Here is a 26,086-nt window from a genome sequence, read left to right as displayed (position 1 = left end):
ATAAGCGCGTACCCGCAGTTTTTTATTTTATGGCCTTGGCTGGCTGTGCAACCGACTTACTTGAACATTTCCTGCATGAGAATCGCCAGCATCTTGGCCGCTTCCTGGCGGGAAGCCGCATCCTTCGGAGCGAAGAAGCTGCCCTGTTTGTCGCTGTAGGACTTGCCGGAAACGATGCCCGCCTGCTGCACGGCTTTGGCTGCGTCCAGCGCATAGGCCGGTATGGAAGCCTGATCGGCGAAATCCGCCGCTGGTACGGTGACCGGCAAGGTATAATGCATGGATTGCGCCAAGCGGACGATCATCGCGGCCATTTGCTCCCGGGTCACTTGCGCGTCCGGAGCGAAGGCATCGGACGAGATGCCGTCCGTAATACCCGCCTGCACGGCCCACTGAACCGACTTGGCGTAATAACGGTCGGACGGTACGTCCTTAAACGCTGGAGCTGCGGCCCCGCTCAGATCGGCGCCGGCGATCCGGGACAGGATCAGAGTGAAGTCTGCGCGCGTAATGGAGGCTTCCGGAGAGAACGTATCCGGAGTAACGCCGTTGATAATGTCTCTGGCTGCCAAATAAGCAATTTGCTGCTTGGCGAAGCTTGCGTCCGTATCGGCGAACTTGACTTGATGGTAGCCTACGGCGTAAGTGGAGAAATGCTTCACGCTGAAATCGAGCATATGGCTATTGGCGTTATAAGTGCTGTTAGGAATAACCGTCATCGTGCCATTGTCTGCAATGTAGTAGCTCACGATGGCATGCGCATCTTCCCCGGCTGCCGCCGTATAAGGAACTGCAAGATGAACGGTGCCTCCATTGAAGCTGGATACGCGATGATCTCCTGCCGTAATTTCAAAATTCATTACCGGATGGTCATTAACGATTTGCTCGAAGGCATCGCTCTGTCCGGGTTCGAGGCTTTGGCGGATAGAGCTTCCATCCGCCTTGGTGAGGCTGATGGAAATTTCGCCGCCGGCCGAAGAAGCGTTAGAGATGGCGGCAATCGCCGTCTTATCCAGCGTCATGACGCCGAGCTGCGTATTCAGCTTCAAGGCTGCTGCGTCGCTGCCGCTTACCTGTGCGAAGGCGTCTGCAGGGATCGACAGCAGCAGCTGCTTCGCGTCTGCCTCTGCGTTGATTGTAATCTCGATCGAAGGGGCATCCCCTCCGGCGGATTCTTCGGCTGCCTTCAACAGCTCCGACACCTGTCCGGCTGTCAGCTCGGCTTTGGCTGCGCCTGTATCGGTCGTCTGTGCAGTCAACTCCACCGAGACGGTAGGCTGATCGGCTCCGGGCTGGACGCTGATCGGCGTATCAGAGGATGGGGCGGAGCCGCCACCGCCATTGTTACCGCCGCTGCTGCTTCCGCCGCTATGGCTCCGGCTGCGGTTCACGACGGTAATTGTGCTTTCCGCGGCGGCGTAGCCATCCGGCGACACAGCTGTGATGATAGCGGTACCTGCCGCCACCGGCGTTACTTTACCGTCGGCATCCACTGCGGCTACGGCCGGATTGGACGATTGCCAGCTCACTTGGCCCGAAGCCGGCTGAGGCGTAATGTCCGCCGTCAAGGCTGTCGGCGCGTCGCCAACTCTCAGCGTCAGCGCCGCAGAGCTTAAGGCGAGCTTTTGCACGTTGAACTGCAGCACGGCTACCCGTCCGCCGACTTCATTGGCTACGAGCAGGAGCGGCAGGCCTGTCGGGCTCTGGGCCGCAGGGATAAATTCAATGCCCTCCGGGCCGGTATCGGTCTGGAAATCGGTCACTGAGAAATCGCGGGTGTTAAGATAGTTGGCAAACACCGGCTTGGTCGGATCGGTTACATCGTAAGTCATGATACCGCCTACCCGTTCGAGGCCGATAAAGGCAAGCGTTCTGCTCCCGACCTTGGCGACTTTAATATCCTCCGGCTCCGGGCCTTTTTTCGGGCTGCGTTTATCTTTGGCGACATCGTCATTGCTTGCGTTGAAATTCGCCGGGAGGCGATAGGCCGTAATGTTCTCAAAATCGTTTCCGCTGTCGTATACCTTGACCATCGTATCGGCGTCCCATACGGAGAACGAGCGTCCGCCGAACAAATAGATGCTGTCATGGTCCATGTCGCTTGCTGCCTCGACATTTTTATACTCCGGATGCGCCTGGACGAATATTTCCGCATCGGTTCCTGTTTGCAGCTTGGAGGCTTCCGCACCGATCGTGCTGCCGTTCTTTCTGCCTGTCCAGTCCGTCACGTCGCCTTCGTTGGCAGTGAAAACGTAGGTTTTGCCGTTCACCGTATAGCTGGCAATGCCATCCGGCATATACATCCCCTTGAACGGGGCGTTCTCCAGCTTGATCATACCGTCATTGATCAGGTCCAGCGCATTGTTCGGATCGTTCAGATCCTTGAAGCCGAGGCCTTTTACAGAGGTGAACGCTTTGCCTGCAATATCTAGGGTGGCGATGGCGTTGTTCTCCTGAAGCGTCACATAAGCCTTGGTTTGGTCAGCCGATAGGGCAATATACTCCGGTTCAAAATCAAACACGGCATCGGCTTTGGTGCCCTGCGTTGTGATCTGAGGGGCGCTGTCGCTGGACGTACCGCGAATATGTACATCGTCCGCGATGATGTCCGGGTTGTCAAACTTGACATTCGTCGCGATGCCCGTCAAGGTATCGACCACCGTCACGCCGCCTTCCGGATCCACGGAAGCGTCGCGCTTTTCCGCCTCATTGGCTGTGAGAATGTAGCGGCCGTCCTGCGTCGATTTGATCATATCCGGCTGCACGCCGGCCTCATACGATTTCAGCAGGTTACCGTCATAATCCAGCACGATAATTTTCCCGTTCTTGGCCGGATCCAGCTCCTGAACCGCAATCGCGATCGTTCGGGTGGATGTATTAACGTCGACACTTGTCAAATCTCCGTACACGAACCCGTCCGTCTCACTCAACGCCTGGACATCGACGGATTTTTCCGCCGTCATGCCTTCCGCATCCAGAGACAGCTTGACGATATCCAGTTTTTTGGTGAATCCGTTGACGAGATAAAATTTGCCGTTATCTTTGTTGTATTTAACGATTTCAGCGACACCCCCGTCCTTGCTGACGGTACCGACCGTATAGGAGCCTATTTTGCTTAAGTCGAATGCATTCGGTGCCGGCTCTGTACGAACCTGAATATGTAAGGGACGGGTGACATAGCTATACACACTGTCATAGACGGACAAGGATACACTGTAGTCCCCGGCCCCAGACGGCGTGCCCGACAGCAGCCCGGTGTTCGCATCCAGGGTCAGCCATGACGGAAGAGCGTTCGCTTGATAGGTATAAGGCTTTTTGCCGCCATAGACAAGGGAGGAAACGGATGCGGAGTAAGGGGTGTTCTCATAACCGTCTGCTATTCTTGCGGTATTCAAACCGATCGGGGGATAGGTGACGCCCCATTCGCCGTCTTTCCCGTAATGAGGAGCCTTCGGAGTAGAGCCTGAGCTATAGTCAATCTGTTCAAAATCGGTATTGTTATTGTCCGTATCGGTCAAATCTATACGGCGCAGCGATTTTTTCTTGGAAAAGCCTGCGGCCGGGATCACGCCTTCCGCACCATCGATGCTCGAAGGCACGTCATTGCTGCCGGCGCTTAGCATGTCCACATAACCCGCGGGCTTCGGCGAAGCTGCAAACGGATTCGTGTCCTGCAGAAGCGTCTGGTTGCTCATCAAAGCAACCTTCATTCCTTTGCTCGACAACACCTGATTGTCCCAGGACTGGTCGGCATCTGCCGGATTGACGGTTAGCTTGGCGGCCGCTGTCGAGCCGGTCGGGCTGCCGACCACCAAATAGGATGAATGCGCCTTGATGGTGTTGTTCAAGTTCAGCTTTACCCAGGCGGACGAGCCTGCCGAGCAGTTGACGGTTTCGGCGATGCACTGTGAATACTGCAGCGACCAGCCGTTCAGATTCACGTCGTTGTCGGTCGGATTGTACAGCTCGATAAAGCTGTGAGATGCCGAGGCCTTGGAATCGGCGGCATTTCCGTAAACCTGCTGAATGAATACGTGGGGAACCTGCACGTCATATGTGCCATTGGCCGTGTAAGGTGTTCCCGGTGCAACTGCCGCCGCTCCTAATGCCGGTAGCGTGAAAAACACATTGGAGACCAGCATGGCGCCGGTCAGGATGCCGGAAATCCTAGTTCGGTTAACCTTCTTCAACTTTTTCACTCCTTCTGTCCAGGTTTCCTACTCATTATAGGAAACTTGGATAGGTCGAATCTCCCATATTGTATTAACGTCATATGAAGAATTGGTAAAGGCTGTGAAAAAAGAAGGCCGCTGTCGCTCGGATTTCCAGATTTGCGGTCCTGACTATACTTACCATGCAATTTATTGTATACAAAATGCAATAACTCTACCACTTTTTAATGAAATATGGTACGATATATGTAATCGCTTTCAATGAAATGAAAGTGATCGTTTTCATGCAGCAGGAGAAATCACATAGTGAGAGGTGATGAAAACCGGTGCCGTTAAAGGGAAAATATTCCTTTAAACCTTATTGGCAACAACTGTAATCCCCTGGAAATATTGGCGTGTCATTCATTTCAATGTCGTTCAGGATGCTCCCGAGTAGCCACTGCTTTTATGTAATGTCATGAAATGTAACACAAAAGTAGTGGAAAAAGGGAAGAATTAGGTTAAAAGGACTGTTAATCACGAAAAAATTGTATACAATGAGCCAATAAAGTCTGTTTTTACCCCGAAAGATGTGCTACAATCTTTCCGAAGGACATAAATTCGATGGGGCAGGGGATGCTGATGATTACTTTATCACATGTGGTGTATGCTTTAGTTACAGTTGCCGTCATTGTCGTCATGTTATTCCGGCGCGGCGTTGTCATTCCGACGCTGGCAGGCACCTTCTTGGTCGGCTGGGTTTACAAAGGCGATATCATCAGCGGCTTTAAAGCTGTGTACAATGCCAACCTCACCGCAGCAAAAGAACTTTTCACCATTTTTCTGATCATCACGTTCATGGTGGCCTTGCTGGCATCGCTGCGTGATATTGGAGCGGATCGCCGGATGATTCGGCCGATTCAGAAGCTGATTGTCAATGGACACGTTGCTTTCTTCGTGCTTGCGATTGTCACTTATGTCATCTCCCTGTTCTTCTGGCCAACGCCAGCCGTGCCGCTGATCGGTGCGCTTCTGTTCCCGGCAGCGATTCGGGTCGGCCTGCCTCCGATGGCTGCAGCGATGGCCGTTGCGCTTGCCGGTCAAGGGATGGCGTTGTCCTCCGACTACGTCATGCAGATCGCGCCTATGCTGAGCGCCAAAGGGGCTGGGATAGCCACAAGTGCTGTAGCCGATAAGGCGATGGTGCTGTCCCTGATTACAGGTGTCGTTTCCATTATGGGGGCTTACCTGATGCACCGCAAAGCCATCCGCAAGGCGGACGCACCGGTTGTAACCCAGGCGGAAGAGAGCGCGAATAGCGTGCCTACGCTGGTAACTCCGGATTTCGCTGAAGCTGCGGCTGCCGTAGAGACACTGCCGCCGAATGTTCTCAAATGGTCGAAGATTTTCTCCATTCTGGTGCCGTTGTCGATGCTGGCTGTGATGATTGTTATGGCCGCAAGTAAATTCGGCGGTGCTGCGGCGATGGGGGGATTCGAAGGGGGAGACGGTGCGGCGTTTATCGGCGGGGTTGCCGTAATCCTGCTCATTCTTTCCTGTACCGTGTTCTCGAAGGTTGCCGCATTGGACAAGATCAGCGATCATTTGACCGAAGGCTTCGTCTTTGCTTTCAAAGCAATGGGCCCGGTCATTCCGATTGCAGGCTTTTTCTTCTTAGGAAACGCCGATTTCTCCAAAAGCGTCCTGTCCCTTGGCGAGAATGTACAAGCTCCGGCATTCCTGTATGACCTGGTAATGTCCGTGCAGTACGCCATTCCTTCCAACGGCTTCTTTACCGCCTTCGGGATTCTGATCATCGGTATTATCGCGGGGCTTGAAGGCTCCGGCTTCTCCGGACTGCCGCTGACAGGCTCGCTATCCGGCGCATTGGCTCCTACGGTTGGTATGGATCCTGCGACATTGGCCGCTATCGGTCAAATGGGTTCTGTATGGTCCGGCGGGGGAACGCTGATTGCCTGGTCGTCTCTGGTTGCGGTAGCCGGCTTTGCTGGGGTATCCGTAATTGACCTGGCGCGGAAAAACTTCCTGCCTGTTGCCATCGGACTCGCGGTTGCAACGATCACCGCTCTGCTGATCTGGTAGCTTAGCTGCTGGAGGACAGAGAGTCCGATGCCTGATCCATCGAAGCTTGCTTTTGAACAAGCCCGGGAACGATATCTTGGCTCACCTTCACCAAGATTCGGCTGACAACGGCGGACATGTCCTGGACGAATGTCAGACTGGTATGTTCCAGTACCTTATGGTTAAGCGGGCTGAAGTTGTTAACAATGCCTTTGATATGCACATGACCGATGGGAGGCAGCTGCTTGTCAAGACTGACTCCCGGCTGCAGAGGTTCCTCCACCACTTGAAGCGTACCGATCTTGAAGTATTGACCGAGGCATGCGTCCACGGCAATCACATAAGCGCGGCTGTGCTTCTGGGCGATATGAGACAGCGTCTTCTGCAAATTCAAGGCGTGAACGGGCTTATCCAAAGTACCGAAAATATGTACGCGATGATGCCCTTCAAGACGTTCGAGCAGCCGGCTGCCGACCATCGGCCCCAGGCTATCACCCGAGTAGCGGTTCGTCCCAATGCAGACGATGACAATTTCCGTGTACTCCGGATGCTTGTAGTAATGTTTGGTTAATGCGTCTGATAAGTATACCACCGATTTTTTATCGAGATAGTGGCTGTGATGCATCATGTTGGTTTTCACCTGCTTTCTTCCTATTTATATTGTAATCGATAATGGCCGCTTAGTTAATCGGAAAAGGTAACAAATTATCGTCATTTTTTTCATAGGTATACAATATACCATATAGAGAGAGGAAGTGTGAATGGATGACTACACCAAATGCTTATATCTTAACGCAGATGACTTGGCCTGAAGTGAAAGAAGCGCTTCCGACAGTAAAAATTGCCATTATCCCTCTTGGCGCCCACGAGCAGCACGGACCACACATGGTTGAAAGCTGCGACGCGGTCCTGGCCGAAGAAATGGGAAAACGTCTGACGGAGAAGCTCTATCCCGAAGCCGTAATGACGCCTACTATTAACATGGGTGTATCGCCGCACCATCTTCATTTTCCGGGGACCATTTCGTTGGATCCGACTACGCTGATTGCGATTCTGCGCGATATGATGAAGTCGCTCAAGCAGCATGGCATCGAGCAGTTCCTGATTCTCAATTCGCACGGGGGCAACCAGTCTACCCTTGGGGTCGCCGTAGATATTCTTACCCGGGAGCTCGATGTGCGCATCTATTATGCCAAAACGACGGCATCGGCCAAGGACGTGATGGACCGCCGTATCGAATCGAAGCTGTACGGCCACAGCTGTGACCGCGAGGTGTCCGAAGCGCTGTATCTGGCTCCTCATATCGTGCGTGAGGATCGTTTGGAAGCGGCGGACTATCAGGAGGGACGTTGGAAAAAGCTGCGCCCGGGCAATCCGCTGCAAGGCTTCTATTATTATGAAGAAATGACGCGTAACGGATGCATCGGCGACGCGACCAAAGCAAGCGCCGAGATTGGAAAGGAAATTGTAGAAACCGCCCTCGAGCGTTTGGCGAAGGCTGTCAAAGAAGTGATTTAACTATGAAGCCGCTCTTGTTCATCGTCGCCGTAGCTGCTTATTTGTGGTCCGCCTTCGACCCCGGCCCTCTGGTCGGATGGATCATTTCCATATTGAGTCTCTTGATCGTACTCACTGTATTTGCTTCCGTTCCCCGCTTCGTCCAAGGGCTAGGGGCTGTCTTTCTGGTTATCGGCCTCCTGCTCCTGGTTTCAAGCGGAGCTTCCTGGACCCGGTATATTACCGGATTCGGCAATATGTTGAATATTCTCAGCCTGTTCGCCTTGATTCCCCTGATTGCGCTGCCTATCGAGCTCGGCAACTATGCCCAGCGCATTCAGCGCATGATCCAGCTGGTCCGATCAAGCGGTCCGGCCTTCTTTATACGGTGACTTCAGGCTTGTCCTACATTTTGAGCTCTTTTATGAATGTGGCTGCGCTGCCGATGATGTATCATACGATACGTCCTTCGCTGGACTTGTATCCGATACAGCAAAAAGAGCGGTTTATCAGCCGGGCGATTACGCACGGCTACAGCATGCCGATCGTCTGGACGCCGGTCGCTCCGATCGTCGGCGTCATTATCGAAATGACCGGCGCGCGGTGGAGCTCGATTCTGCCGATCATGATTCCTTTCAGCCTGCTCGGGCTCGTCCTTGACTGCGTGATGGGCCAATGGATCGCGAACCGCCGGCTCAAGCATCTCGACTCGGCCCTGCTGGACGAGACGGCCGCGGCGCGGGAGAGCGCAGTGGAGGAGGGGGAGCGACATACCGTTCCTGCCCGGTCCTTCCACCCGGTTCATATTCTAGTCGCCATACTCGTATTTACTATTCTGATTTCCGTGCTGGAGAACTATACCCGGTTCAGCTTTTTGCTGCTGGTGACGACGGCCGTCGTTCCATACGCTTTCCTGTGGTCCTTACTGATCGGTAAAGGCAAGCGGTTTGTGGAAAAGGGACGCGCTATGCTCCCGGCCCATCTGCTGAAGATGAAAGAGCAGTTTTTTGTGTTTCTGAGCGCAGGCTTTATGATCTCGGCGATCCAGGCATCGGGTGCGGGACATGTGATTAACGCATGGATTATCGATGTGAAGTGACCTTGTCGGCGCCGATTTGTTTTTGATGCTGATCCCGCTGATCCCGTTCGGCCTGGCCTTTGCCGGACTGCATCCCGCCGTTGGGCTGGCGTTAGCCGCGGAGTCGCTGAATCCGCAGGCGCTGGGCATCTCCGTGCAGCTGACCGCTATTGCGATGCTTACCGGAGCGGCAACCGCCTTTTTGATGGGGCCTTACAACGCTACGGCCGGCATGATGTCTGCGCTGACAGGCCAAAGCTCGTATCGTATTTCCAACTGGAATGCGCCGTTTACGGCGGCTTACTTACTGCTGTCGATGCTCCTCTTGCTTATTCTGAAAAAAGTAGGTTGACAGATGAGCCCAGGTGAGTAATAATAAGGCCATAAGGTTTTTGGTATACAATATACCATAAACCAAATAAAGAAAGATTATAGGTTCGGACAATGAGACGAACCGCCGACGCATCTTCCCCTAAGCTTGTAAGCAGTTTTTCTTACTTATCCTACATTTTTTACATTTTGAGAGGAGTGTTTTGTAATGACATTAACCCAATCCCGTTTGATGAACAAAGAGGAATTCCGCCGTGCACTGGAGCAAGCCATTGAAGGGAATGCCGTTGCCAAAGCGCCTTTCACAACAATGTGGGCCAACGGCGAACTGAAGAAAGAGCATTTCGCAAGATGGGTTGAACAGCATTATGCTTATGTAGGCCCGTTCGCCGAATACTTAGCTTATGTATATGCCAACTGTCCGCATGAGGACGCAAGAGACTTCCTGCTGCAAAACATGTGGGAAGAAGAGCTCGGCGGCGACCGTCACACCGATCTGCTGATCCGCTTCGGCGAATCCTGCGGAACGACTCGCGAACGGATCGAAGCTATGGATGAGCTGCTTCCTGAAACGATCGGCTTGCAATCCTGGTGCTATCGGATGGCGTTCAAAGAAAACTTCCTGTACGCTACCGCAGCTTTGGTTGTAGGCTTGGAATCCCAGGTGCCTGCGATCTATCGCAGACAAACTCCTACGCTTCGTGAGAAATACGGCTTCACCGACGAGGAAGTGGAATTCTTCGACCTGCATATCGTATCCGACGAGATTCATGGCGAGCGCGGCTACCAAATCGTTCTGGAATACGCTAGAACGCCTGAAGAGCAACAACGCTGCATCGAGATCGTAGAAGAAGCTACGAAAATGCGCAGAATGTATCTGGCCGGCATCTCCCGCGAGTTTCTGGGCAAATAATACCGCACTTTAAGATAAGACTTATCCATACCCGAGAATGAATAACCGCTTCTCGGGTATTCGTTTAATATAGTAGATTCGCTTATTCAACAGAGAGTGGCTGGAGGAATGGCACTGCCTTTGGTTTTGGAGTTTTGAATTGAGGGTTAAGCCAGGCTTTAGCTCTCAAAAGCTTAGCGAAGGGAAAGGGATGTGTCGGAGAAACGAAGTGTTCGCCTTTGAAATCGTGAATCTACCGGTGATAGATGCAATGAAATGATTCACGATTTCAACAGCGATCGGAGACACATTCCTTTGCCGCAGCGGCCGATTTCCCGCAGCACCCGCTTTAGGCAGCGTTTTTTACTCGATGTTGAATAAGCGCCCATCCCGCCCAAGAAAGGGGATTCCCATGGCAATCGAAACGGCAGTACAAACTTATAAAAACTTAGTGAACGGCGAGTGGGTGGAATCCGCCAGCGGCGCGACCTTCGACAGCACGAACCCGGCGCAGGCCGACGAGGTGGTCGGACGGTTCCAGGCCTCGACCGAGGACGATGTGATCCAGGCGATTGAAGCGGCTGAACGCGCTTTTGAGACGTGGAAAACAACCGCGCCGAGCAAACGGGCGGAGATCCTGTACAAAGCGGCGGACCTGCTGGAAGCGGGACTTGAGCAATACGCCCAGGAATTGACCCGCGAGGAGGGCAAGACGCTGGCCAGCAGCCGGATGGAAGTGAAGCGCTCGGCACAGACGCTGCGCTATTACGCCTCCGAAGGCATGAATATCGCCGGAGAGACGCTGCCGTCCGATGATCCGACAACTTTCGTATACACCCGTAAAGAACCGCTCGGCGTCGTTACGGTCATTACGCCTTGGAACTTCCCGATCTCGATCCCGGTCCGCAAAATCGCGCCGGCGCTCGTTACCGGCAATACCGTCGTCTTCAAGCCGGCGTCCGATACGCCGCTGATCGCCCTTCGCCTGGTAGAAGCGCTGCACAACGCAGGCCTGCCTGCAGGTGTGATCAACTTCGTCACCGGCTCGGCATCCAAGACGGCGAAGCCGCTCGTTACGCATCCTGCCGTCAAGGCCGTCACGTTCACAGGCTCGACTGGCGCCGGCGAATCGATCAACCGCTCCGTCCGCTTGAGCACCCGCGTCCAGCTGGAGCTTGGCGGCAAGAACCCGCTGCTCGTCATGGAAGACGCGGATGTAGAGCAGGCAGCCGAGCTCGCCATTAAAGGCGGCTTCGAGCTGACCGGCCAGGCTTGTACCGGCACGAGCCGCGTGCTCGTCATGGATTCCGTGCACGACGCGTTCGTGGAGGCCCTCATTGCCAAAACAGAGAAGCTGACCGTAGGCAGCGGGCTTCAGAAGGGCGTGGAGGTCGGTCCTTTGGCCAATGCCAGCCAGCTGAAGAACGTGCTGGAATATGTGGAGATCGGCAAAGCTGAAGGCGCTGAGCTCGTCTACGGCGGAGAGCATTTGAACGACGGCGAGTACGCTAACGGGTATTTCGTCAGACCGGCCATTTTTACGAAGGTGCAGCCGGATATGAGAATTGCCCAGGAAGAAATTTTTGGACCGGTCATTTCGGTTATTCGGGTAACGTCCTTCGAGCAGGCTATGCAGATTGCCAACGATGTGGAATTCGGCTTGTCGGCATCGATCTGTACATCGGATGCCAAGCGGATTCAAAGCTTCATCGGAGGCATTCAATCCGGTGTGGTGAAGGTCAACCGTCCTACGACAGGCAATGCGCCTAACGTGCCTTTCGGCGGCGTCAAGATGTCGAGTACGGCGACGTACCGCGAGTCCGGACGGGGCGCGCTCGAATTTTATACGCAAATCAAAAGCGTCTATCACGGCGTGTAATATACGATACGTTGAGTCAACCAGGCTTTGAAATGGAGGCAGGAAGCTATGAAATCGGCTTTGAAATTGGAACTTGAGGAAGCAAAGATCATGCTCGAAGCGGCCCGGGCTGCCGCGGAGGAAGTGAAAGCCCTTGAATCGATCTGCATCGTGGACGACGGAGGCTATGTCATCGCTCTTGAGCGGATGAACGGCGGCCGCATCACGGGTCCGGAAATTGCGATTGCCAAAGCATTTACGGCAAGCGGACACAAGCGCTCCACTCACCTGTTCAACCAGCCTGGCGGCCCGGCTTCGACGACAGGCGAAGCATTCGGGATTCATGCGATGCTGCCGGGCAAATTCGCGATCTTCGTCGGCGGATTTCCGATCGTCGTCAACGGCGAGGTAGTCGGCGGCGTAGGCGTCAGCGGAGGCAACGGGGAGCAGGATACGGCGGTAGGCACAGCGGCCTTGAAGGCGCTGCAAGCGCATCTCGGACCCGACTACGAGGTTATGACGCAGGCGGACATCAAGAAGTAATGGAAGCAAGGCCTACGCAGCCTGCTTTCTGCAGTCAACCATAGTTAGGTGGAGAAGGAAGATGGAATACTGGAATCTGTTCCTCGGTTTTTTCCGGATTGGCGTTCTCGGCTACGGCGGAGGGCCATCGATGATTCCTCTGGTGCACGCGGAAGCTGTGCAGAAGTACAAGTGGATGAACGACGAGGAATTCACCGATGTGCTCGCGATGGGGAATGCACTGCCAGGACCCATCGCAACCAAAATGGCCGGGTACATCGGTTACAAAGTGAAGGGAGCTCTTGGCGCAACGATCGCGATCGTGGCTATGGTTATCCCGGTGCTGATTGCTATGATCGTGCTGCTCGGACTCATCTATAAATTGAAGGATTCCGGCATTGTTGGCGGAATGACCCACGGGGTACAGCCGGTCATCGGGGTGATGATGGCGGTGATGGCTTACGAGTTTTTCCTGAAATCGTGGAAAAGCTGGGTTAAAAGCAGGACGATCGCTTGGACGATCATCGCCGTGGTCGTGATCGGACTTTCTGGACCTGAATCCAGGGCTGCTGATCGGTTTTGCACTTGCCTATGCATTTATCGAATCGACCTACTTGTTCAAGAAACGGAAAAAGCAGCAGGCCGATTCGCCGGATAGGGGATTCTCAGCATGACGCTACTATATCTGTTTTGGGCTTTTTTCGTCCCGAATATACTGGGCTACGGCGGCGGCCCGCCGATTATCCCGCTGCTTCAGGCAGAAGTCGTCGATCATTTCGGCTGGATGACGCTGGAGCAGTTCGGGGATGTGCTGGCACTGGGCAACGCCCTGCCGAGTCCGATTGCGACTAAGCTCGCAGGCTACATCGGGTATCAGGTGGCCGGTATCCCCGGAGCGCTGGTAGCGCTCATCGCCACCATTGCTCCGACCGCCATTGCGATGGTCATTCTTTACAAGTTTTTGCATCTATTCAAAAATTCGCCGCAGGTATCGGCCATGACCCAGGTCGTCAGACCGATTGTGGCGGTGCTGCTGGGCATCCTGGCCTTACAGTTTTTCGCCAGTGCCTATGAGTCGGCGGGGATTTGGCAGACAGCCGCGCTGACGGCCATCAGTTTGATCGCGCTTGAGAAGTTCAAGATTCATCCGGGGATTGTGGTAGCCAGCGCTTTGGTTTATGGAGCTTTCTTTCTTCATTGATTTATCAGCTTAGAGCATAGAGATGCCCTTCGAATTGAATGTTGTAAACATGACATCCTATGGTTTAAACTAAGGAAAACGTCATTCGGAGGTATACCAGATGCCAGAGACACCCGTCATATGGAAAGATGAAGAGCTTAGTCCCATTCGCGATAAAGTTTATCAATATATAAAGCAAGCTATCGTTTCAGGCGTATATAAGTCAGGAGAACGGATTATCGAGCGGGAGCTGGCGGATTTGTTAAATGTCAGCCGCACCCCGATCCGGGAAGCGCTGTTCCGGCTGGAGTCTCAAGGCTTCGTCAAAACTTTGCCGCGCAAAGGCGTCGTTGTCTCCAAGCTTTCCCCGGAGGAGATCATCGAAATCTTCACCATTCTAGGCTCGCTGGAAAGCTTGGCGATGAAGATGGCCGCGCAAAGAGCGACGGATGAGCACCGCAAAGATTTGAAAAAAGTTATTCAAGAGATCGACGAAGCGCTTGCCAAGCCGGATGTGGATGAAGCTTACAAAAATGTACATTTTCATATCAATGATATTATTTTCAGGGCTGCGCAAAGTCCAAGGCTGACCCAGATGCTCGACGGGTTATCCGATTATATCCGGGCATTTGTCCAGCTGGGCTACGAGCTTCCGGGCCGTCAGCGCAAAGCGATGGAAGAGCACCGGGCATTGGCGGTAGCCGTATGCAACGGGGAAGCGGACCTTGTGGAGAGTTTAACCAAAATTCACTTGGAAAATTCCAAAAAAGCGTATATGGAAGCCTTAGAGAAAGAATAACGGCAAGATCGGTAAGACGAGTGCCGCAGATGGAGGTGTTTTGGATGCCTAACGTGAAATTACAACAGAACGGTCAAGTCTATGAACAAGAGGTCGGCAGCAACAGCAACTTGGTCGTTTTAGCCGGAATCAAAAAATTTCCTCATCTCAAGTATGGCTGCGGCATGGGTAAGTGTACCAAATGTATGGTGAAGGTCGTTTCCGGTGCCGAAGGGCTGCCGGAGCCGAATTGGAAGGAAAATAAAATGTTGGGCGAGAAGCTGAATGACGGCTACCGCCTGGCCTGCCAGCTATATATCACAGAAGACATCGAGCTCTGTCAGGAATAAAGCTTGGAGGAGATCCCTTTGTTGACACGACACGGACAAGCCGAAGCGAAGCTGAAGGAACTGAACATTGTGTTGGAAGCTCTGCCGAAGCCGAGCGGCAATTATGCCCCGTATACGATCGTGCCGCCGATGATGTATTTGAGCGGTGTGACACCTAAGCTGGGGGGCGTGCTTCAGTATCGAGGGAAGGTCGGTCAGGATCTAACCAGGGAGGAAGGCTACCAGGCAGCTCGACAGTGCATTATTAACCATCTAGGCACGCTGAAGACCGTGCTCGGCGATCTGGACCGGATCGTTTCCATAGTGAAGATGGAGGGGTTTATCCAGGCAGATCCCGCGTTCGAGGAGCTTCCCTTCGTATTGAACGGGGCATCCGATCTGCTGGTTGAGGTTTTCGGCGAGAAAGGCATCCATGCCCGGTCGGCTATCGGGGTCGCTGCTTTACCCGGCGGAGCCGCCGTTGAAGTGGAGCTTATCGTTCGATTCGAATGAGGCCCGGGAAGCTGCAGACCCTAAATTGAAGTCAAATTTTTAAATTCAATCTCAAATACATTCAATGAGCTGGAGGTAATGACAATGAGCGAATATATTTTGGTATCCACAACTGAGCGTTACAAAACGGTAACGGAAAACCCGGATCTGGAAACGGTTAAAGAATATGAATATTACTTCTTCGGCAAGAAAAAAACGACCTTCTCCATCTGCAAAATTAAAAATCCGGTCACGCGCATTGTCATTCAAGGGGTTTCCGAGGTGTTCCCGGACAACAGCATTCCGTTGAAGGTATTCCCTAAATTCGAAACGGTTGAGGAAATCGAGAAAGAAATTTATGAATTGAATCAGGACGATGACAGCAAGGTCGTTATGGTTCAGTAGTCCTTATCAAAAGAAGGCGCAGGCACCCGCAGGGAGCTTGCGCTTTTTTTGAATACACCGATTATACGGAAGTGCCGGCAGGCCCTAACGAAAAAGCGCACCCCTTCATCATGGGATGAAGGCATGCGCCTGGTTTGAAATAGCTGCAGATTCTATAAATTATTGCGCCGCGTTAATTCTTCTTTGTGCGATTTTGTTCAGCCGTTCGACGTCTTCTTCGCCCCACGAAACGGTAACGTCTCCGGTAACAAAGGTTTGACAGGCTAGACGGAAGCCCTGCTCAATCTTCTCGTTGCCGAGCCGTTCGACTTCTTTCTTCATAACTTTACTGAGATTCTCCTGTCCATCTACGATCCGAACGCGACAGGTTCCGCATAGACCGCCGCCGCACTTAAAGGGAACTGGACCCTCGTGTCGGATGGACGTCCGGAGAAGATTCGCGTCCTTATCTACTTCGATGACCTTGCCTGATGTATGAAAAGTAATAGATGGCACAAGCATCCCTCCCCTTAGGTTTGAGTCTATTATAGCACAAATATTTGGTTTATGGTATACCAAATGCAACTTTTTTGGTATTATAGAAGGAGTTCCAGCTATTATATCGAAAAGATAAATGAAAGGTGCTAGGAGGACTTTATGCTGAATATAGGGATCATAGGATATGGGACGATCGGAGAGGATGTAGCCCAGGCGCTGCTGAATGGCGAGGCGGGAAAGTCCCGGCTGTCGGCGGTGCTGGTAAGGGATCTTGCCAAATTCGAGACGGCCGGAGCGGTTCGGGAGCTTATGACGGATCGGGAGGATGAATTTTTCGGGCGCAAGTTGGATATGATCGTGGAGTGTGCAGGTCATCAGGCCGTTCAGGCTTACGGCGAAAAATCACTGGAGCATGGAGCCGACCTGATCCTGGTCAGTGTAGGCGCGTTCGCTGAGGAAGCGCTGCAGAAACGGCTCTTGGAGAAAGCGGAAGCCGCCGGGCGCAAGATCATCGTTCCTTCCGCCGCTATCGGAGGCTTGGACCGGATCGCCGCAGGCAGCCTCGGTCCGATGGAGGAGGTAACCCTGACGACGCGCAAGCCGCCCAAGGCTTGGTACGGCACGTTGATCGAGCAGCAGGTGAATCTGGCCGAGCTGCGTGAGCCGTACTGTGCATTCGAAGGCGTTGCCCGCGATTCGGCGCGGCTGTTCCCGGAGAGCGTGAATGTTTCGGCGGCCTTGAGCATGGCCGGCGTCGGCTTTGACCAAACGAAGGTAAAAGTGTACGTCGACCCGACGATTTCGCATAATACGCACGAGATTGAAGCCAGAGGAAAGTTCGGACAAATAAAGCTTCAAATTCAGAACACTCCCTCCGCACGCAATCCGAAAACCGGTTATATTGTAGCCATGAGTGTGATCAAAACCTTGCGGGATATGAGCTCTTCCTTTGTTATCGGCATCTAATTCAATTCATAAGAGGAGGTCACCGGTATGGCCTATAACAGTATTATTTTGCGTCTTGAATTAACGCATGCCAAAGTCAATTTTGGCGATGTCGCTTCTGCGATCAGCAAAGCCGGCGGGGACATCACCTCCATTGACGTCATTCGTCCCGGACAAGAAACGTCCATCCGCGACATCACGGTACACGTAGCCGACAAAACGGAGGAAGATGTCGTAGCAGCGCTGAAACAGCTTGACGGTATCGAAATCATCAACGTTTCCGACAGCACGTTCCTCGTGCATTTGGGCGGTAAAATCTCGGTTCAGCCGAATCTGCCGATCAAGAACCGGGACGACCTGTCTCGGGTCTACACGCCGGGCGTTGCGCGCGTGTGCACGTCTATTCATGAGAATCCGCAGAAAGCTTACTCGCTTACGATTAAAAGAAATACGGTCGCAGTCGTAACCGACGGCACCGCCGTACTCGGCTTGGGCGATATCGGTCCGCATGCGGCGGCACCGGTTATGGAAGGGAAAGCGATGCTGTTCAAGCAGCTGGGCGGCGTAGATGCGTTCCCGATCTGCCTGGATACGAAGGATACGGAAGAGATTATCCGGACGATCAAGGCGATCAGCCCGATCTTCGGCGGCATCAACCTAGAGGACATCAGTTCTCCTCGCTGCTTCGAGATCGAAACGCGTCTTGCCGAAGAGCTGGATATGCCGGTATTCCATGACGACCAGCACGGGACGGCCATCGTCGTCATTGCAGGTCTGCTGAACGCGCTGAAGGTTGTCGGCAAACGGATGGAGCATGTACGCGTCGTCGTTAACGGCATTGGCGCAGCCGGTGTATCGATCTGCAAAATGCTGCTGGCAGCCGGCGTCAAGCGGCTCGTTCCCGTTGACCGGGACGGTGCGATCGTCCGCGGCGGCCAGTACCCGTACCCGATGTGGCAGTGGCTTGCCGAGCAGCCGCAGGTTGAGGATCAGCCGGGTACGCTGAAGGATGTGATCGAGGGAGCCGACGTCTTCATCGGCGTATCCCGAGGCGGTTTATTGAATGCGGAGGACGTGCAGAAAATGGCGCCGAACCGCATTGTGTTTGCGATGGCGAATCCGAAGCCGGAGATCGATCCGGAAGAAGCGCTTCCGCATGTGCGCGTGTTTGCGACAGGCCGAAGCGACTATCCGAACCAGATCAACAACGTGCTCGTATTCCCCGGTGTTTTCCGGGGAGCGCTGGACTGCCGCGCCCGCCACATCAACGAACCGATGAAGCTGGCTGCAGCCCGCGCGATCGCATCCGTCGTTTCGGAGAGCGAGCTGAACGACCAGTATATTATTCCGAGTATTTTCAATGAGCAGGTCGTTGCGAAGGTACGTCATGCCACTATTGAAGCGGCGATTTTGACGGGAACCGCGCGCCGGATCCCGCCTGATTTCAGATAATCGCGCACCGCGATAAGGATTTAACCGCTATTCGAGTCCGCTTGAGCCAAGACCGGTTCAAGCTGACTTTTTTGTCGCTTTTTGCAGCAGAATCGGCCCTTAGCGGCTGCGGCTTCGACGAAAAGAGCCCCTTTTCGCCAAAGGTCGGTCATGGTTCGTCTAAAGCCAAAGCCCAATGAAGGATGAGGATAGGGTGCCCCCGTATCCTTTAAGCGGACGGCGCGAATCGAACCTTGTCGAAAAATAAAAAATTCCACTTGAAACCGTTGGGAAGAGTGTGTACTATACATGTATAACTTCAAACGACTCGTATAATTTTGGGGATATGGCCCATAAGTTTCTACCGGATAACCAACGCAATTGTCCGACTATGAGTGAGCGCGCATCCTGAACCGGCTTCGGCGTCTTTAGGCGGGAGTCCGAAGGTTCGGCGGATGTACACTTGTTACGCCATAAGGGTTCAAAGCCCGGAGGGACAGGCTTCACTTGAGAGAAACGGCTCAGGGAAGTCTGTCCTTTTTTTATTTGGAGAAGGAGCGGTAAAGGGACAATGAAATTATTGGAAGAGCGTATACGGCAGGAAGGATTAATTCTGTCCGATACGGTGCTGAAGGTCGACTCGTTTTTGAATCATCAGGTGGATACGCAGCTTGCGCTGGAGATCGGCAAGGAGTTCGCACGGATTTTTGCAGGCGAGACGGTTACGAAGGTGCTGACGATTGAGGCCAGCGGCATTCAGTTTGCGATGGCGACGGGAATTGCGCTGAACGTGCCGTTCATTTACGCGAAGAAGAAGAAAGCCGTGACGCTGGCCGAGCAGGTGTATACCGCGCCGGTGCATTCGTTTACGCGCCAGGAGACGTACCAGGTGAGCATTTCCCGCAACTATCTGGGTCCGCAGGACAAGGTTCTGATCGTGGACGATTTCCTTGCAACGGGCGCAGCATTGGTCGGATTGGTCGATATTGTGAAGCAATCGGGAGCGGAGCTTGTCGGCGTCGGCTGCGTTATCGAAAAAAGCTTCCAGGAAGGCCGCAGCCTTCTGGAGCAAAAGGACGTCCGCGTTCATTCCCTGGCGAGAATCGCCTCGATGGCTCCCGGAGAAGTTCATTTTATCGAGGACGAGAGCGCACTGTCCCTTGTGAAGGAGAAAGTATAATGCTAAGCAAACAAAAGGTCATCACTTTGGGCTTTCAGCACGTGCTGGCTATGTACGCCGGCGCCGTGGTCGTGCCCCTCATTGTCGGCGGCGCGCTTAAGCTGAACGGAACACAGATGGCGTATCTCATCGCCGCTGACCTGTTCACCTGCGGACTCGCCACGATTTTGCAGGTCATGGGCACCAAATATTTCGGCAGCCGTCTGCCGGTCATTCTGGGCTGTACCTTCACCGCGGTCGGGCCGATCATTGCAATCGCCTCCGCTTCGAATTTGGCGACCGCTTACGGGGCCATTATATTATCCGGGCTGTTCGTTGTGCTGGCGGCCCCTCTGTACGGCAAAATGCTGAGGTTTTTCCCGACGATTGTCACCGGCTCGGTTGTGACGATCATCGGTCTTTCCCTGATTCCCGTCGCGATGAACAATGCGGCCGGGGGACAGGGCGCGCCGGATTTTGGCCAGCTGCACAATCTGCTTCTGGCGCTGGGCACGCTCGTCGTTATTTTGCTGACGAACCGCTTTGCGACCGGATTTCTGCGTTCGATTTCCGTGCTGGTCGGGCTGGTGGCCGGAACGGCTGCCGGATATGCGCTGGGAATCGTGCATTTCTCCTCGGTCGCGGAAGCATCGTGGTTCAGTATTGCGCAGCCGTTTTATTTCGGCGTTCCGCAGATCAGCATTACGGCGGTCATCACGATGATTATCGTCAATATCGTCAGTATGGTGGAATCCACCGGGGTATACTTTGCGGTAGGCAAAGCGACGGAGCAGAAGGTTGAGCCGAAGCAGATCGTCAGCGGCTTGCGCTCCGAGGGCTTGGCGATAATGCTGGGCGGTATTTTCAATGCGTTCCCTTACACGGCTTTCTCGCAAAATGTCGGGCTCATTTCGCTGACCCGCGTCAAAACGCGCGACGTTATTTTCGCCGCGGGGGGCATTATGGTCGTTCTGGGCCTGCTGCCCAAGCTGGCCGCTCTGACGACCGTCATCCCGAACGCCGTACTGGGCGGAGCGATGATCGTGATGTTCGGCTCGGTTGCCGCCTCCGGCATCTCGATATTGTCCGAGGTCGATCTGCGCAAGGACAGCAACCTGCTGATTGCGGCATGCAGTATTGCCGTCGGACTGGGTTCGGCTACGCTGCCGGCGATGTTCGACCAGCTGCCGGATTTCGCGAAGATGCTGCTGCAAAGCGGTATCGTATCGGGCTCCTTGACCGCGATCGTATTGAATATGTTCTTATCCAAGCAAAAGGATGCCGAGCCGGCCGCCCGCAAGGCTGTCTGACCGGCTTGATTTCAGCCAATGTCCCTGCTCTTTAAGCGCAGGGACGTTTTTGTTAGAGGGCGCCCGCCGCCTCGTTTGCCCGAATACACAGATACTCCGCGGGCTGCGCGGGAGCCTGTGCATTATCGCAGGAGGCAGGCATTAGCCGTCCCTCCCCGGCCTCTTGCGCTCATGTCAAAATTTTGGGACAATAGTAACAATTGTACCCGTAGGGGTTCAGGCTTCGCTTAATCGGCGAAGCTGTTAGCAGAAAGCTTTTTGAAAAGAGGATAACGCATGAATAAGCAATCTATATATGGGCTCACCTTCGACCAGCTGGCGGCATGGTTGGCGGAGCATGGATATAAAAAGTCCCGCGCTTCGCAGGTATGGGACGGACTGTACCGCAAGCGGGCCGAGGCCTTCGCTGAAATGACGGAGGTGCATGCCGACTGTGTACGGCTGCTTGAAGACCATTTCTATATGGAGTCGATGAGCGAGCATACGAAGCAGGAATCGGCGGACGGTACGGTTAAATTTCTGTTCAGGCTGAGCGACGGCAATCTGATCGAAACCGTTCTGATGCGGCATAAATTCGGCTTGTCGGTTTGCGTGACGACGCAGGTAGGCTGTAACATCGGCTGCAGCTTTTGCGCAAGCGGTCTGCTGGCGAAGAGCCGGGATTTGTCGAGCGGGGAAATCGTAGAGCAGATCATGAAGGTGCAGCTTTACCTGGACCGGCGCGGGGAACGGAGAGCGGGTCAGCCATATTGTCGTGATGGGGATCGGGGAGCCGTTCGATAACTTCATCAACCTGATCGATTTCCTGAAGGTGGTGACCGACCATAAAGGACTCGCTATCGGCGCGAGACATATTACGGTATCGACGAGCGGTTTGGCCGGCAAAATTAAAGAATTCGCCGATTTGAACCTGCGGGTCAATCTTGCGATTTCGCTGCATGCCCCGAATGACGAGCTGCGCACCCGGATCATGAAGATCAACCGGGCGATTCCGATTGCGCCTCTGATGGAGGCGATCGATTACTTCCTCGCCAAGACGAACCAGCGGGTGACGCTGGAATACATCCTGCTCAAGGATGTGAACGACCGGAAGGAGCATGCGCTGGAGCTGGCGGAGCTGATCGCCGATCGCCGTCCATTGGTCAATGTGAATCTGATTCCGTATAATCCGGTGGATGAGCATAGTCAATATCAGCGGAGCGAGCAGACGTCGGTACGGGCGTTCTATGACACGCTGAAGAAGCAGCAGGTAAGCTGCAGCGTGCGGCTGGAGCACGGAACGGATATCGATGCGGCCTGCGGCCAGCTGCGAAGCAAGCAGATTAAAGCTTCGGTTTAATCTCAAAAGCAGGAACGGCAGCATCCTGTACATTCAAAAAAAGAAACCATCGGCTTCCCGGCCAAGAACGGGGAAGCGATGGTTTCTTTTTTGCGCTTCAGAAGCGGCAGAACGAGCCGCTTCTTTCACAAGGGATGCTTTGCGGAAGGGCCCTGAGTCGGGAAGCTTCCCTACTGGGCTTTAATTTCCAACAGCTCGTAAGTAATCTCGCCCATCGGGGCGTTTACTTTGATCTTATCGCCGATGGCTTTGCCCATCAGCGCCGCTCCTAACGGGCTTTCATACGAAATTTTATTTTCGTTGACGTTGGCTTCGGAAGGGCCTACAATCTTGTATTCGATTTTTTCGGCGAATTCGACATCGTATAGGATCACGTTGCAGCCTACTTGAACAACGGAGGTATCGATATGCTGTACCACCTTCACCTTTTTCAGCATTCGCTCGATGGTGATGATCCGGCCTTCCATAAAGCCCTGTTCTTCTTTGGCGGAATGGTACTCGCTGTTTTCCTTCAAATCGCCGTAGCTGATCGCCGTTTTAATCCGGGCGGCCAGTTCTTTGCGTTTTACGGTTTTAAGCTCCTCAAGCTCCTGCTCCAGGTTGAGCAGACCTTCCGGAGTTAACAATATTTCGTCATTAGACATAGCGTGGACATCTCCTGAAATGTAATAGTTCTTCCCCTCATTGTACACTATTCCAGGCAAGGATGCGAAATGGCTTTCATAACCGATTAATGAAGAAGCGAAATGAGATGCAATCTATAATTAGCGCACATCGCCGACTGACAGTGGGCAGGTGGAATTCAAAAGCAGGGTTGACACGACACCAAACAGTGTCATATAATTAAACCGACACCAAATGGTGTCTAATAATTGCTTAGTTATTTGGAAAGCTTATAGCCTGAATCCGTTTCACTTTGAAACTATGGCGAGGAGGACACAAATGAGCAGGATTATCGGTGCGGAAACAACCGGTAGAGCGGAAATCCGGTTCCAAGGAAAAACAGCGGCTTTTTGGACAGTCACCTTGATGCTTGCAGCAGCTGTGATGTTAAGCGGGACCGGGCAGCTGATGCAGTATGGGGGAAACGTCGAGTTAGTCACGAAGCTTGGTTACCCGTTATACATTTTGACCATTCTCGGGTTGTGGAAGGTGCTCGGAGCCGTCGCTCTCGTCGTACCGGGTTTTCCACGGCTGAAAGAATGGGTACACGCTGGAATTTTCTTTTTAATGACGGGTGCGGCCTTATCTCACGCGTTTGCTAACGACTATGGTGATTACGGGTTTCATATTATGCTTCCGCTTTTCTATGCTGCACTAAATATCGCCTCGTGGATGCTGCGTCCGAAGAACCGCAAGCTTTAAGGAGGTGGTGCAATGAACGGCTGTCCCTCCGCACCGCCCGTAAATTTTTACGACAGAGAATACTATTTATGGAGGGGCTGTTGTGACCGGGAACAATCCGTTACGGGATGTGTTCGATGCGATTGCAGATCCAACCAGGCGGCGGCTGATCCGTCTGTTAGCGGAGGCAGAGGAGATACCGCTTCATGAACTAACGGCACAATTTCAAATGGGCCGTACAGCGGTATCCAAGCATTTGACCATCTTGAAAGAGGCCGGACTGGTGCTTGACCGAAAAGTTGGCAGAGAAACGCGGTTTAGGCTAAACGCCTATCCCCTTAGTGAAATTCAAGATTGGGTAGCTTTCTACAGCAAGTTTTGGAGTACGAACATGCAGCGTTTAAACCAGCTATTAGAGGAGGAAGAAGAATGAGCTTAGCATTATCCCTGGATTTTCAATATAAGGCATCGATCGAGAGGGTTTGGTCCGCTTTAACCGATTCAAGCAAGCTTGCCAAGTGGGTGGTCAACATCCACAATGGGCAGGCGATGGAGAATGATTTTAAACCTGTCGTAGGGCATCGTTTTCAGTTTCGTACTCAGCCGACCGAGTGGTGGAATGGGGTCATTGACGGGGAGGTGCTCATCGTGGAGGCGCCGAACCGTTTGTCCTATACTTGGGCCAGTGGAGGGGAGAAGCACACAGTCACCTGGACGCTGCAGGAGTTAGGGGACGGCAAGGTTAACCTTCATCTTGAGCAGACCGGATTCTTGAATGCTCAAGGACTCGAAGGCGCCAAGTATGGCTGGACTAAATGGTGCGGCGAGCTTGAAAAGGTGCTGGTGCCATAAACGTATTTAGGCATAGTAGCAGTCTGTCCCCATGTTAAATGATCGGGAACGGCAGTCGAATGAGCTGACAGAGTTTCGTTGATTAAATAAACCCGCGGCAGCCCCAGACCTTATTTTCGGTCCGGACTGCCGCGGGTTTTTAGTTTAAGCCAGTTTACTATTGACTTAATTAGAATAGTAAGGAAGGCTTGCTGCTTTCAGGGCTCAAGGCTTCCTACAGCCCGCACATCAAGCACAAATTGTAGCCGACGCCGGTCAGCCGCTGGCTGTTCTCGTAGAACGGATCGCGGTAGCGCGCGAGCGCCTGCCCGCTGTCCGCGGCGTTCGCGTCCGCCCAGACGCGGATCGTGCCGTCGGGGTAAAAGCAGAGCAGCTGCTCGCCCGGCAGCTCCATGAACCGCGACGCCATCGCGACGGTGCCCTCGACACGGCCGAAGGAACGGCCGTGCCGGTCGAGCACCTCGCCGTCCCCTCCGGGGACGCCGCGGACCAGCTCGTGAAACCCGTCGCCGTTCAGGTCGACGGGGATCGTCCGGTACACGCTGAACGGCAGCGTGTACGGCTCTCCGTTCACGGCGTCGAACGTGAACTCGTCGCGGTCCTGATGGAAGCGGCCATCCGGACCGCAGGTTTTGGCGCCGATGCGGATCGCCATGGCGACATGGCCGCCGTCGTCCTTCAGGCGGGCCGTCCAGCCCATGTCCATGTGGCCATGGCCGACCTCGCCCCAGCGGCGCGCACCTGCCGCATCGTAGAGCAGCACGCGCGGCGAAGCGGCCGGGTCGCCCTCGCGGATCGCGTAGAAGCTCCACGCTCCCGAAGCCGGATCGCGCATCGGTTGAATGATGTCCGAGTGGCCGCGGTAGGTGTCGCGGTCGGCGCAGAACAGCTCCCGCCCCGTGTCCAGCTCCACGCAGCGCTCTCCCCAGAAAATTTCGTCCACGCCATCCTGGTTGATGTCAACTACCGGACATAAGTGGCTTCCTCGCGCCCCGGGATCGTCCTTGCCGACCCGGAATTCCCAGCGTAAGCTCATATCGCGGTTCCAGCCCTGCAAGTACATGTTGCCATAGGTGCCTTGGGCGGTCACGAGCACCGGCTCCCCGCGCACCTGTCCGCCGGCGATAAAATTGCGGAATTGGGTGGAGAGCGTCTGCTGCGTGTCCTGATACACCCAGGGGTATTGCCCCAGTGATTGACCTGTGCGGCCGTCCAGCCGCTCCAGGCAGCTGTTCTGCAGGCTGAGCTGGTGGACCGGGTTCAGGTTGTTCACATACCAGATTTCGTCCACGCCGTCCCCGTCCAGATCAAACGGATATACCGGGCAAAACCAGATGCCGGGAATGACCGTCGGTCCGAAATCCCGTGTCCATAAGATTTCGCCTTCCTGGGTAAACACGGTCAGCTTCAGCGTATCCGTCGGAAAAAAGAACATTTCGTAATACGGATCGATATCGAAATCGCGGCTGTAGACGGCGGCGATCGCTTTGCGTCCTTCCCCGATTCGCACGGGAAACGCCCGAAGCATGCCGATTTCGGAGCCGAGGGACAGCTCCAGAACTTTTTTCAGCTCGATGGATGGTTGAGCCATGGCCTTAAGCCTCCTCCAATAAAGTGGTGTAATACATTCAATTC

At 53.9% G+C, this 26,086-nt stretch carries 26 protein-coding genes, 1 pseudogene and 1 riboswitch; of the genes and pseudogenes, 22 read left to right on the top strand and 5 right to left on the bottom strand.

Annotated features, from left to right (window positions below):
• Positions 1-56: 56 nt before the first annotated feature.
• Entirely contained in the window at positions 57-4,190 is a 4,134-nt protein-coding gene (locus ACHHV8_RS28340) for a choice-of-anchor I family protein (RefSeq protein ID WP_395162684.1), read from the bottom strand.
• A 597-nt stretch (positions 4,191-4,787) separates the two neighbouring features.
• On the opposite strand from ACHHV8_RS28340, the gene ACHHV8_RS28335 reads away from it, so the two are divergent.
• Positions 4,788-6,254 carry a hypothetical protein gene (locus ACHHV8_RS28335; RefSeq protein ID WP_395163649.1) on the top strand — a complete coding sequence of 489 codons (1,467 nt, stop codon included), beginning with the start codon at positions 4,788-4,790 and terminating at the stop codon, positions 6,252-6,254.
• Position 6,255: 1 nt separating this feature from the next.
• On the opposite strand, the gene yyaC is transcribed toward ACHHV8_RS28335, so the two are convergent.
• A complete protein-coding gene (yyaC, locus tag ACHHV8_RS28330) occupies positions 6,256-6,873 on the bottom strand; it encodes a spore protease YyaC (RefSeq protein WP_395162683.1) in 618 nt (205 codons plus the stop codon).
• 125 nt (positions 6,874-6,998) lie between these two features.
• On the opposite strand from yyaC, the gene ACHHV8_RS28325 reads away from it, so the two are divergent.
• From ACHHV8_RS28325 to ACHHV8_RS28265, 13 genes are all read left to right on the top strand, one after another.
• Positions 6,999-7,751 carry a creatininase family protein gene (locus ACHHV8_RS28325; RefSeq protein WP_395162682.1) on the top strand — a complete coding sequence of 251 codons (753 nt, stop codon included), beginning with the start codon at positions 6,999-7,001 and terminating at the stop codon, positions 7,749-7,751.
• Between the two features lie 2 nt (positions 7,752-7,753).
• Complete coding sequence (locus tag ACHHV8_RS28320; RefSeq protein WP_395162681.1) at positions 7,754-8,122, top strand: hypothetical protein; 369 nt, start codon at positions 7,754-7,756, stop codon at positions 8,120-8,122.
• An 8-nt stretch (positions 8,123-8,130) separates the two neighbouring features.
• Positions 8,131-8,829, top strand: a complete 699-nt coding sequence (locus tag ACHHV8_RS28315; RefSeq protein ID WP_395162680.1) for a hypothetical protein — start codon at positions 8,131-8,133, stop codon at positions 8,827-8,829.
• Positions 8,830-8,851: 22 nt separating this feature from the next.
• Entirely contained in the window at positions 8,852-9,160 is a 309-nt protein-coding gene (locus tag ACHHV8_RS28310) for a hypothetical protein (protein WP_395162679.1), read from the top strand.
• 186 nt (positions 9,161-9,346) lie between these two features.
• Positions 9,347-10,051, top strand: a complete 705-nt coding sequence (locus tag ACHHV8_RS28305) for an iron-containing redox enzyme family protein (RefSeq protein ID WP_395162678.1) — start codon at positions 9,347-9,349, stop codon at positions 10,049-10,051.
• A 391-nt stretch (positions 10,052-10,442) separates the two neighbouring features.
• Positions 10,443-11,909: an aldehyde dehydrogenase family protein gene (locus tag ACHHV8_RS28300; RefSeq protein WP_395162677.1), complete on the top strand. Its 1,467-nt coding sequence runs from the start codon at positions 10,443-10,445 to the stop codon at positions 11,907-11,909.
• A 48-nt stretch (positions 11,910-11,957) separates the two neighbouring features.
• A complete protein-coding gene (locus ACHHV8_RS28295; protein WP_395162676.1) occupies positions 11,958-12,431 on the top strand; it encodes a GlcG/HbpS family heme-binding protein in 474 nt (157 codons plus the stop codon).
• A 61-nt stretch (positions 12,432-12,492) separates the two neighbouring features.
• Positions 12,493-13,068, top strand: a complete 576-nt coding sequence (locus ACHHV8_RS28290; protein WP_395162675.1) for a chromate transporter — start codon at positions 12,493-12,495, stop codon at positions 13,066-13,068.
• 12 nt (positions 13,069-13,080) lie between these two features.
• On the top strand, positions 13,081-13,611 hold the full coding sequence (locus tag ACHHV8_RS28285; RefSeq protein WP_395162674.1) for a chromate transporter: 531 nt from the start codon (positions 13,081-13,083) through the stop codon (positions 13,609-13,611).
• 100 nt (positions 13,612-13,711) lie between these two features.
• Positions 13,712-14,389, top strand: a complete 678-nt coding sequence (locus tag ACHHV8_RS28280; RefSeq protein ID WP_395162673.1) for a GntR family transcriptional regulator — start codon at positions 13,712-13,714, stop codon at positions 14,387-14,389.
• Positions 14,390-14,433: 44 nt separating this feature from the next.
• On the top strand, positions 14,434-14,718 hold the full coding sequence (locus ACHHV8_RS28275) for a 2Fe-2S iron-sulfur cluster-binding protein (protein WP_395162672.1): 285 nt from the start codon (positions 14,434-14,436) through the stop codon (positions 14,716-14,718).
• A 21-nt stretch (positions 14,719-14,739) separates the two neighbouring features.
• Complete coding sequence (locus tag ACHHV8_RS28270) at positions 14,740-15,210, top strand: RidA family protein (RefSeq protein ID WP_395162671.1); 471 nt, start codon at positions 14,740-14,742, stop codon at positions 15,208-15,210.
• 84 nt (positions 15,211-15,294) lie between these two features.
• Positions 15,295-15,594 (top strand): hypothetical protein, encoded by a 300-nt coding sequence (locus ACHHV8_RS28265; RefSeq protein ID WP_395162670.1) that lies wholly within the window; start codon positions 15,295-15,297, stop codon positions 15,592-15,594.
• A 159-nt stretch (positions 15,595-15,753) separates the two neighbouring features.
• Here ACHHV8_RS28265 and ACHHV8_RS28260 read toward each other — a convergent pair whose 3' ends face one another.
• Positions 15,754-16,095 carry a 2Fe-2S iron-sulfur cluster-binding protein gene (locus tag ACHHV8_RS28260; RefSeq protein WP_395162669.1) on the bottom strand — a complete coding sequence of 114 codons (342 nt, stop codon included), beginning with the start codon at positions 16,093-16,095 and terminating at the stop codon, positions 15,754-15,756.
• Between the two features lie 135 nt (positions 16,096-16,230).
• Here ACHHV8_RS28260 and nadX point away from each other — a divergent pair, with 135 nt between their 5' ends.
• The 5 genes and pseudogenes from nadX (at position 16,231) to rlmN (ending at position 22,255) form a co-directional block, all read left to right on the top strand.
• Positions 16,231-17,037, top strand: a complete 807-nt coding sequence (gene nadX, locus ACHHV8_RS28255; protein ID WP_395162668.1) for an aspartate dehydrogenase — start codon at positions 16,231-16,233, stop codon at positions 17,035-17,037.
• Between the two features lie 27 nt (positions 17,038-17,064).
• Positions 17,065-18,468, top strand: coding sequence for an NAD-dependent malic enzyme (locus tag ACHHV8_RS28250; RefSeq protein ID WP_395162667.1), 1,404 nt, complete (start codon positions 17,065-17,067; stop codon positions 18,466-18,468).
• Between the two features lie 287 nt (positions 18,469-18,755).
• Positions 18,756-18,859, top strand: a riboswitch (purine riboswitch).
• 159 nt (positions 18,860-19,018) lie between these two features.
• Positions 19,019-19,627 carry a xanthine phosphoribosyltransferase gene (locus ACHHV8_RS28245; protein ID WP_395162666.1) on the top strand — a complete coding sequence of 203 codons (609 nt, stop codon included), beginning with the start codon at positions 19,019-19,021 and terminating at the stop codon, positions 19,625-19,627.
• Entirely contained in the window at positions 19,627-20,916 is a 1,290-nt protein-coding gene (locus tag ACHHV8_RS28240; protein ID WP_395162665.1) for a nucleobase:cation symporter-2 family protein, read from the top strand. The genes ACHHV8_RS28245 and ACHHV8_RS28240 overlap by 1 nt, the downstream gene beginning before the upstream one ends.
• 276 nt (positions 20,917-21,192) lie before the next feature.
• A pseudogene (rlmN, locus tag ACHHV8_RS28235) lies at positions 21,193-22,255 on the top strand (dual-specificity RNA methyltransferase RlmN).
• A gap of 170 nt (positions 22,256-22,425) precedes the next feature.
• Here rlmN and greA read toward each other — a convergent pair.
• Positions 22,426-22,899 (bottom strand): transcription elongation factor GreA, encoded by a 474-nt coding sequence (greA, locus tag ACHHV8_RS28230; RefSeq protein WP_395162664.1) that lies wholly within the window; start codon positions 22,897-22,899, stop codon positions 22,426-22,428.
• A 298-nt stretch (positions 22,900-23,197) separates the two neighbouring features.
• Between greA and ACHHV8_RS28225 the strand changes: the two genes are divergently transcribed.
• From ACHHV8_RS28225 to ACHHV8_RS28215, 3 genes are all read left to right on the top strand, one after another.
• Positions 23,198-23,620, top strand: a complete 423-nt coding sequence (locus ACHHV8_RS28225) for a DoxX family protein (RefSeq protein ID WP_395162663.1) — start codon at positions 23,198-23,200, stop codon at positions 23,618-23,620.
• Between the two features lie 82 nt (positions 23,621-23,702).
• Positions 23,703-24,032, top strand: coding sequence for an ArsR/SmtB family transcription factor (locus ACHHV8_RS28220; protein WP_395162662.1), 330 nt, complete (start codon positions 23,703-23,705; stop codon positions 24,030-24,032).
• Positions 24,029-24,451, top strand: a complete 423-nt coding sequence (locus ACHHV8_RS28215) for an SRPBCC family protein (protein WP_395162661.1) — start codon at positions 24,029-24,031, stop codon at positions 24,449-24,451. The genes ACHHV8_RS28220 and ACHHV8_RS28215 overlap by 4 nt, the downstream gene beginning before the upstream one ends.
• Positions 24,452-24,665: 214 nt before the next feature.
• Here ACHHV8_RS28215 and ACHHV8_RS28210 read toward each other — a convergent pair whose 3' ends face one another.
• Positions 24,666-26,042, bottom strand: a complete 1,377-nt coding sequence (locus ACHHV8_RS28210) for a hypothetical protein (protein WP_395162660.1) — start codon at positions 26,040-26,042, stop codon at positions 24,666-24,668.
• Positions 26,043-26,086: the final 44 nt, after the last annotated feature.

This window comes from Paenibacillus sp. TAB_01 (assembly GCF_043945595.1).
Classification (GTDB): Bacteria; Bacillota; Bacilli; order Paenibacillales; family NBRC-103111; genus Paenibacillus_S.
The sequence above is the reverse complement of the archived record's forward strand: the minus strand, read 5'-3'. Positions and strand labels throughout refer to the sequence as shown.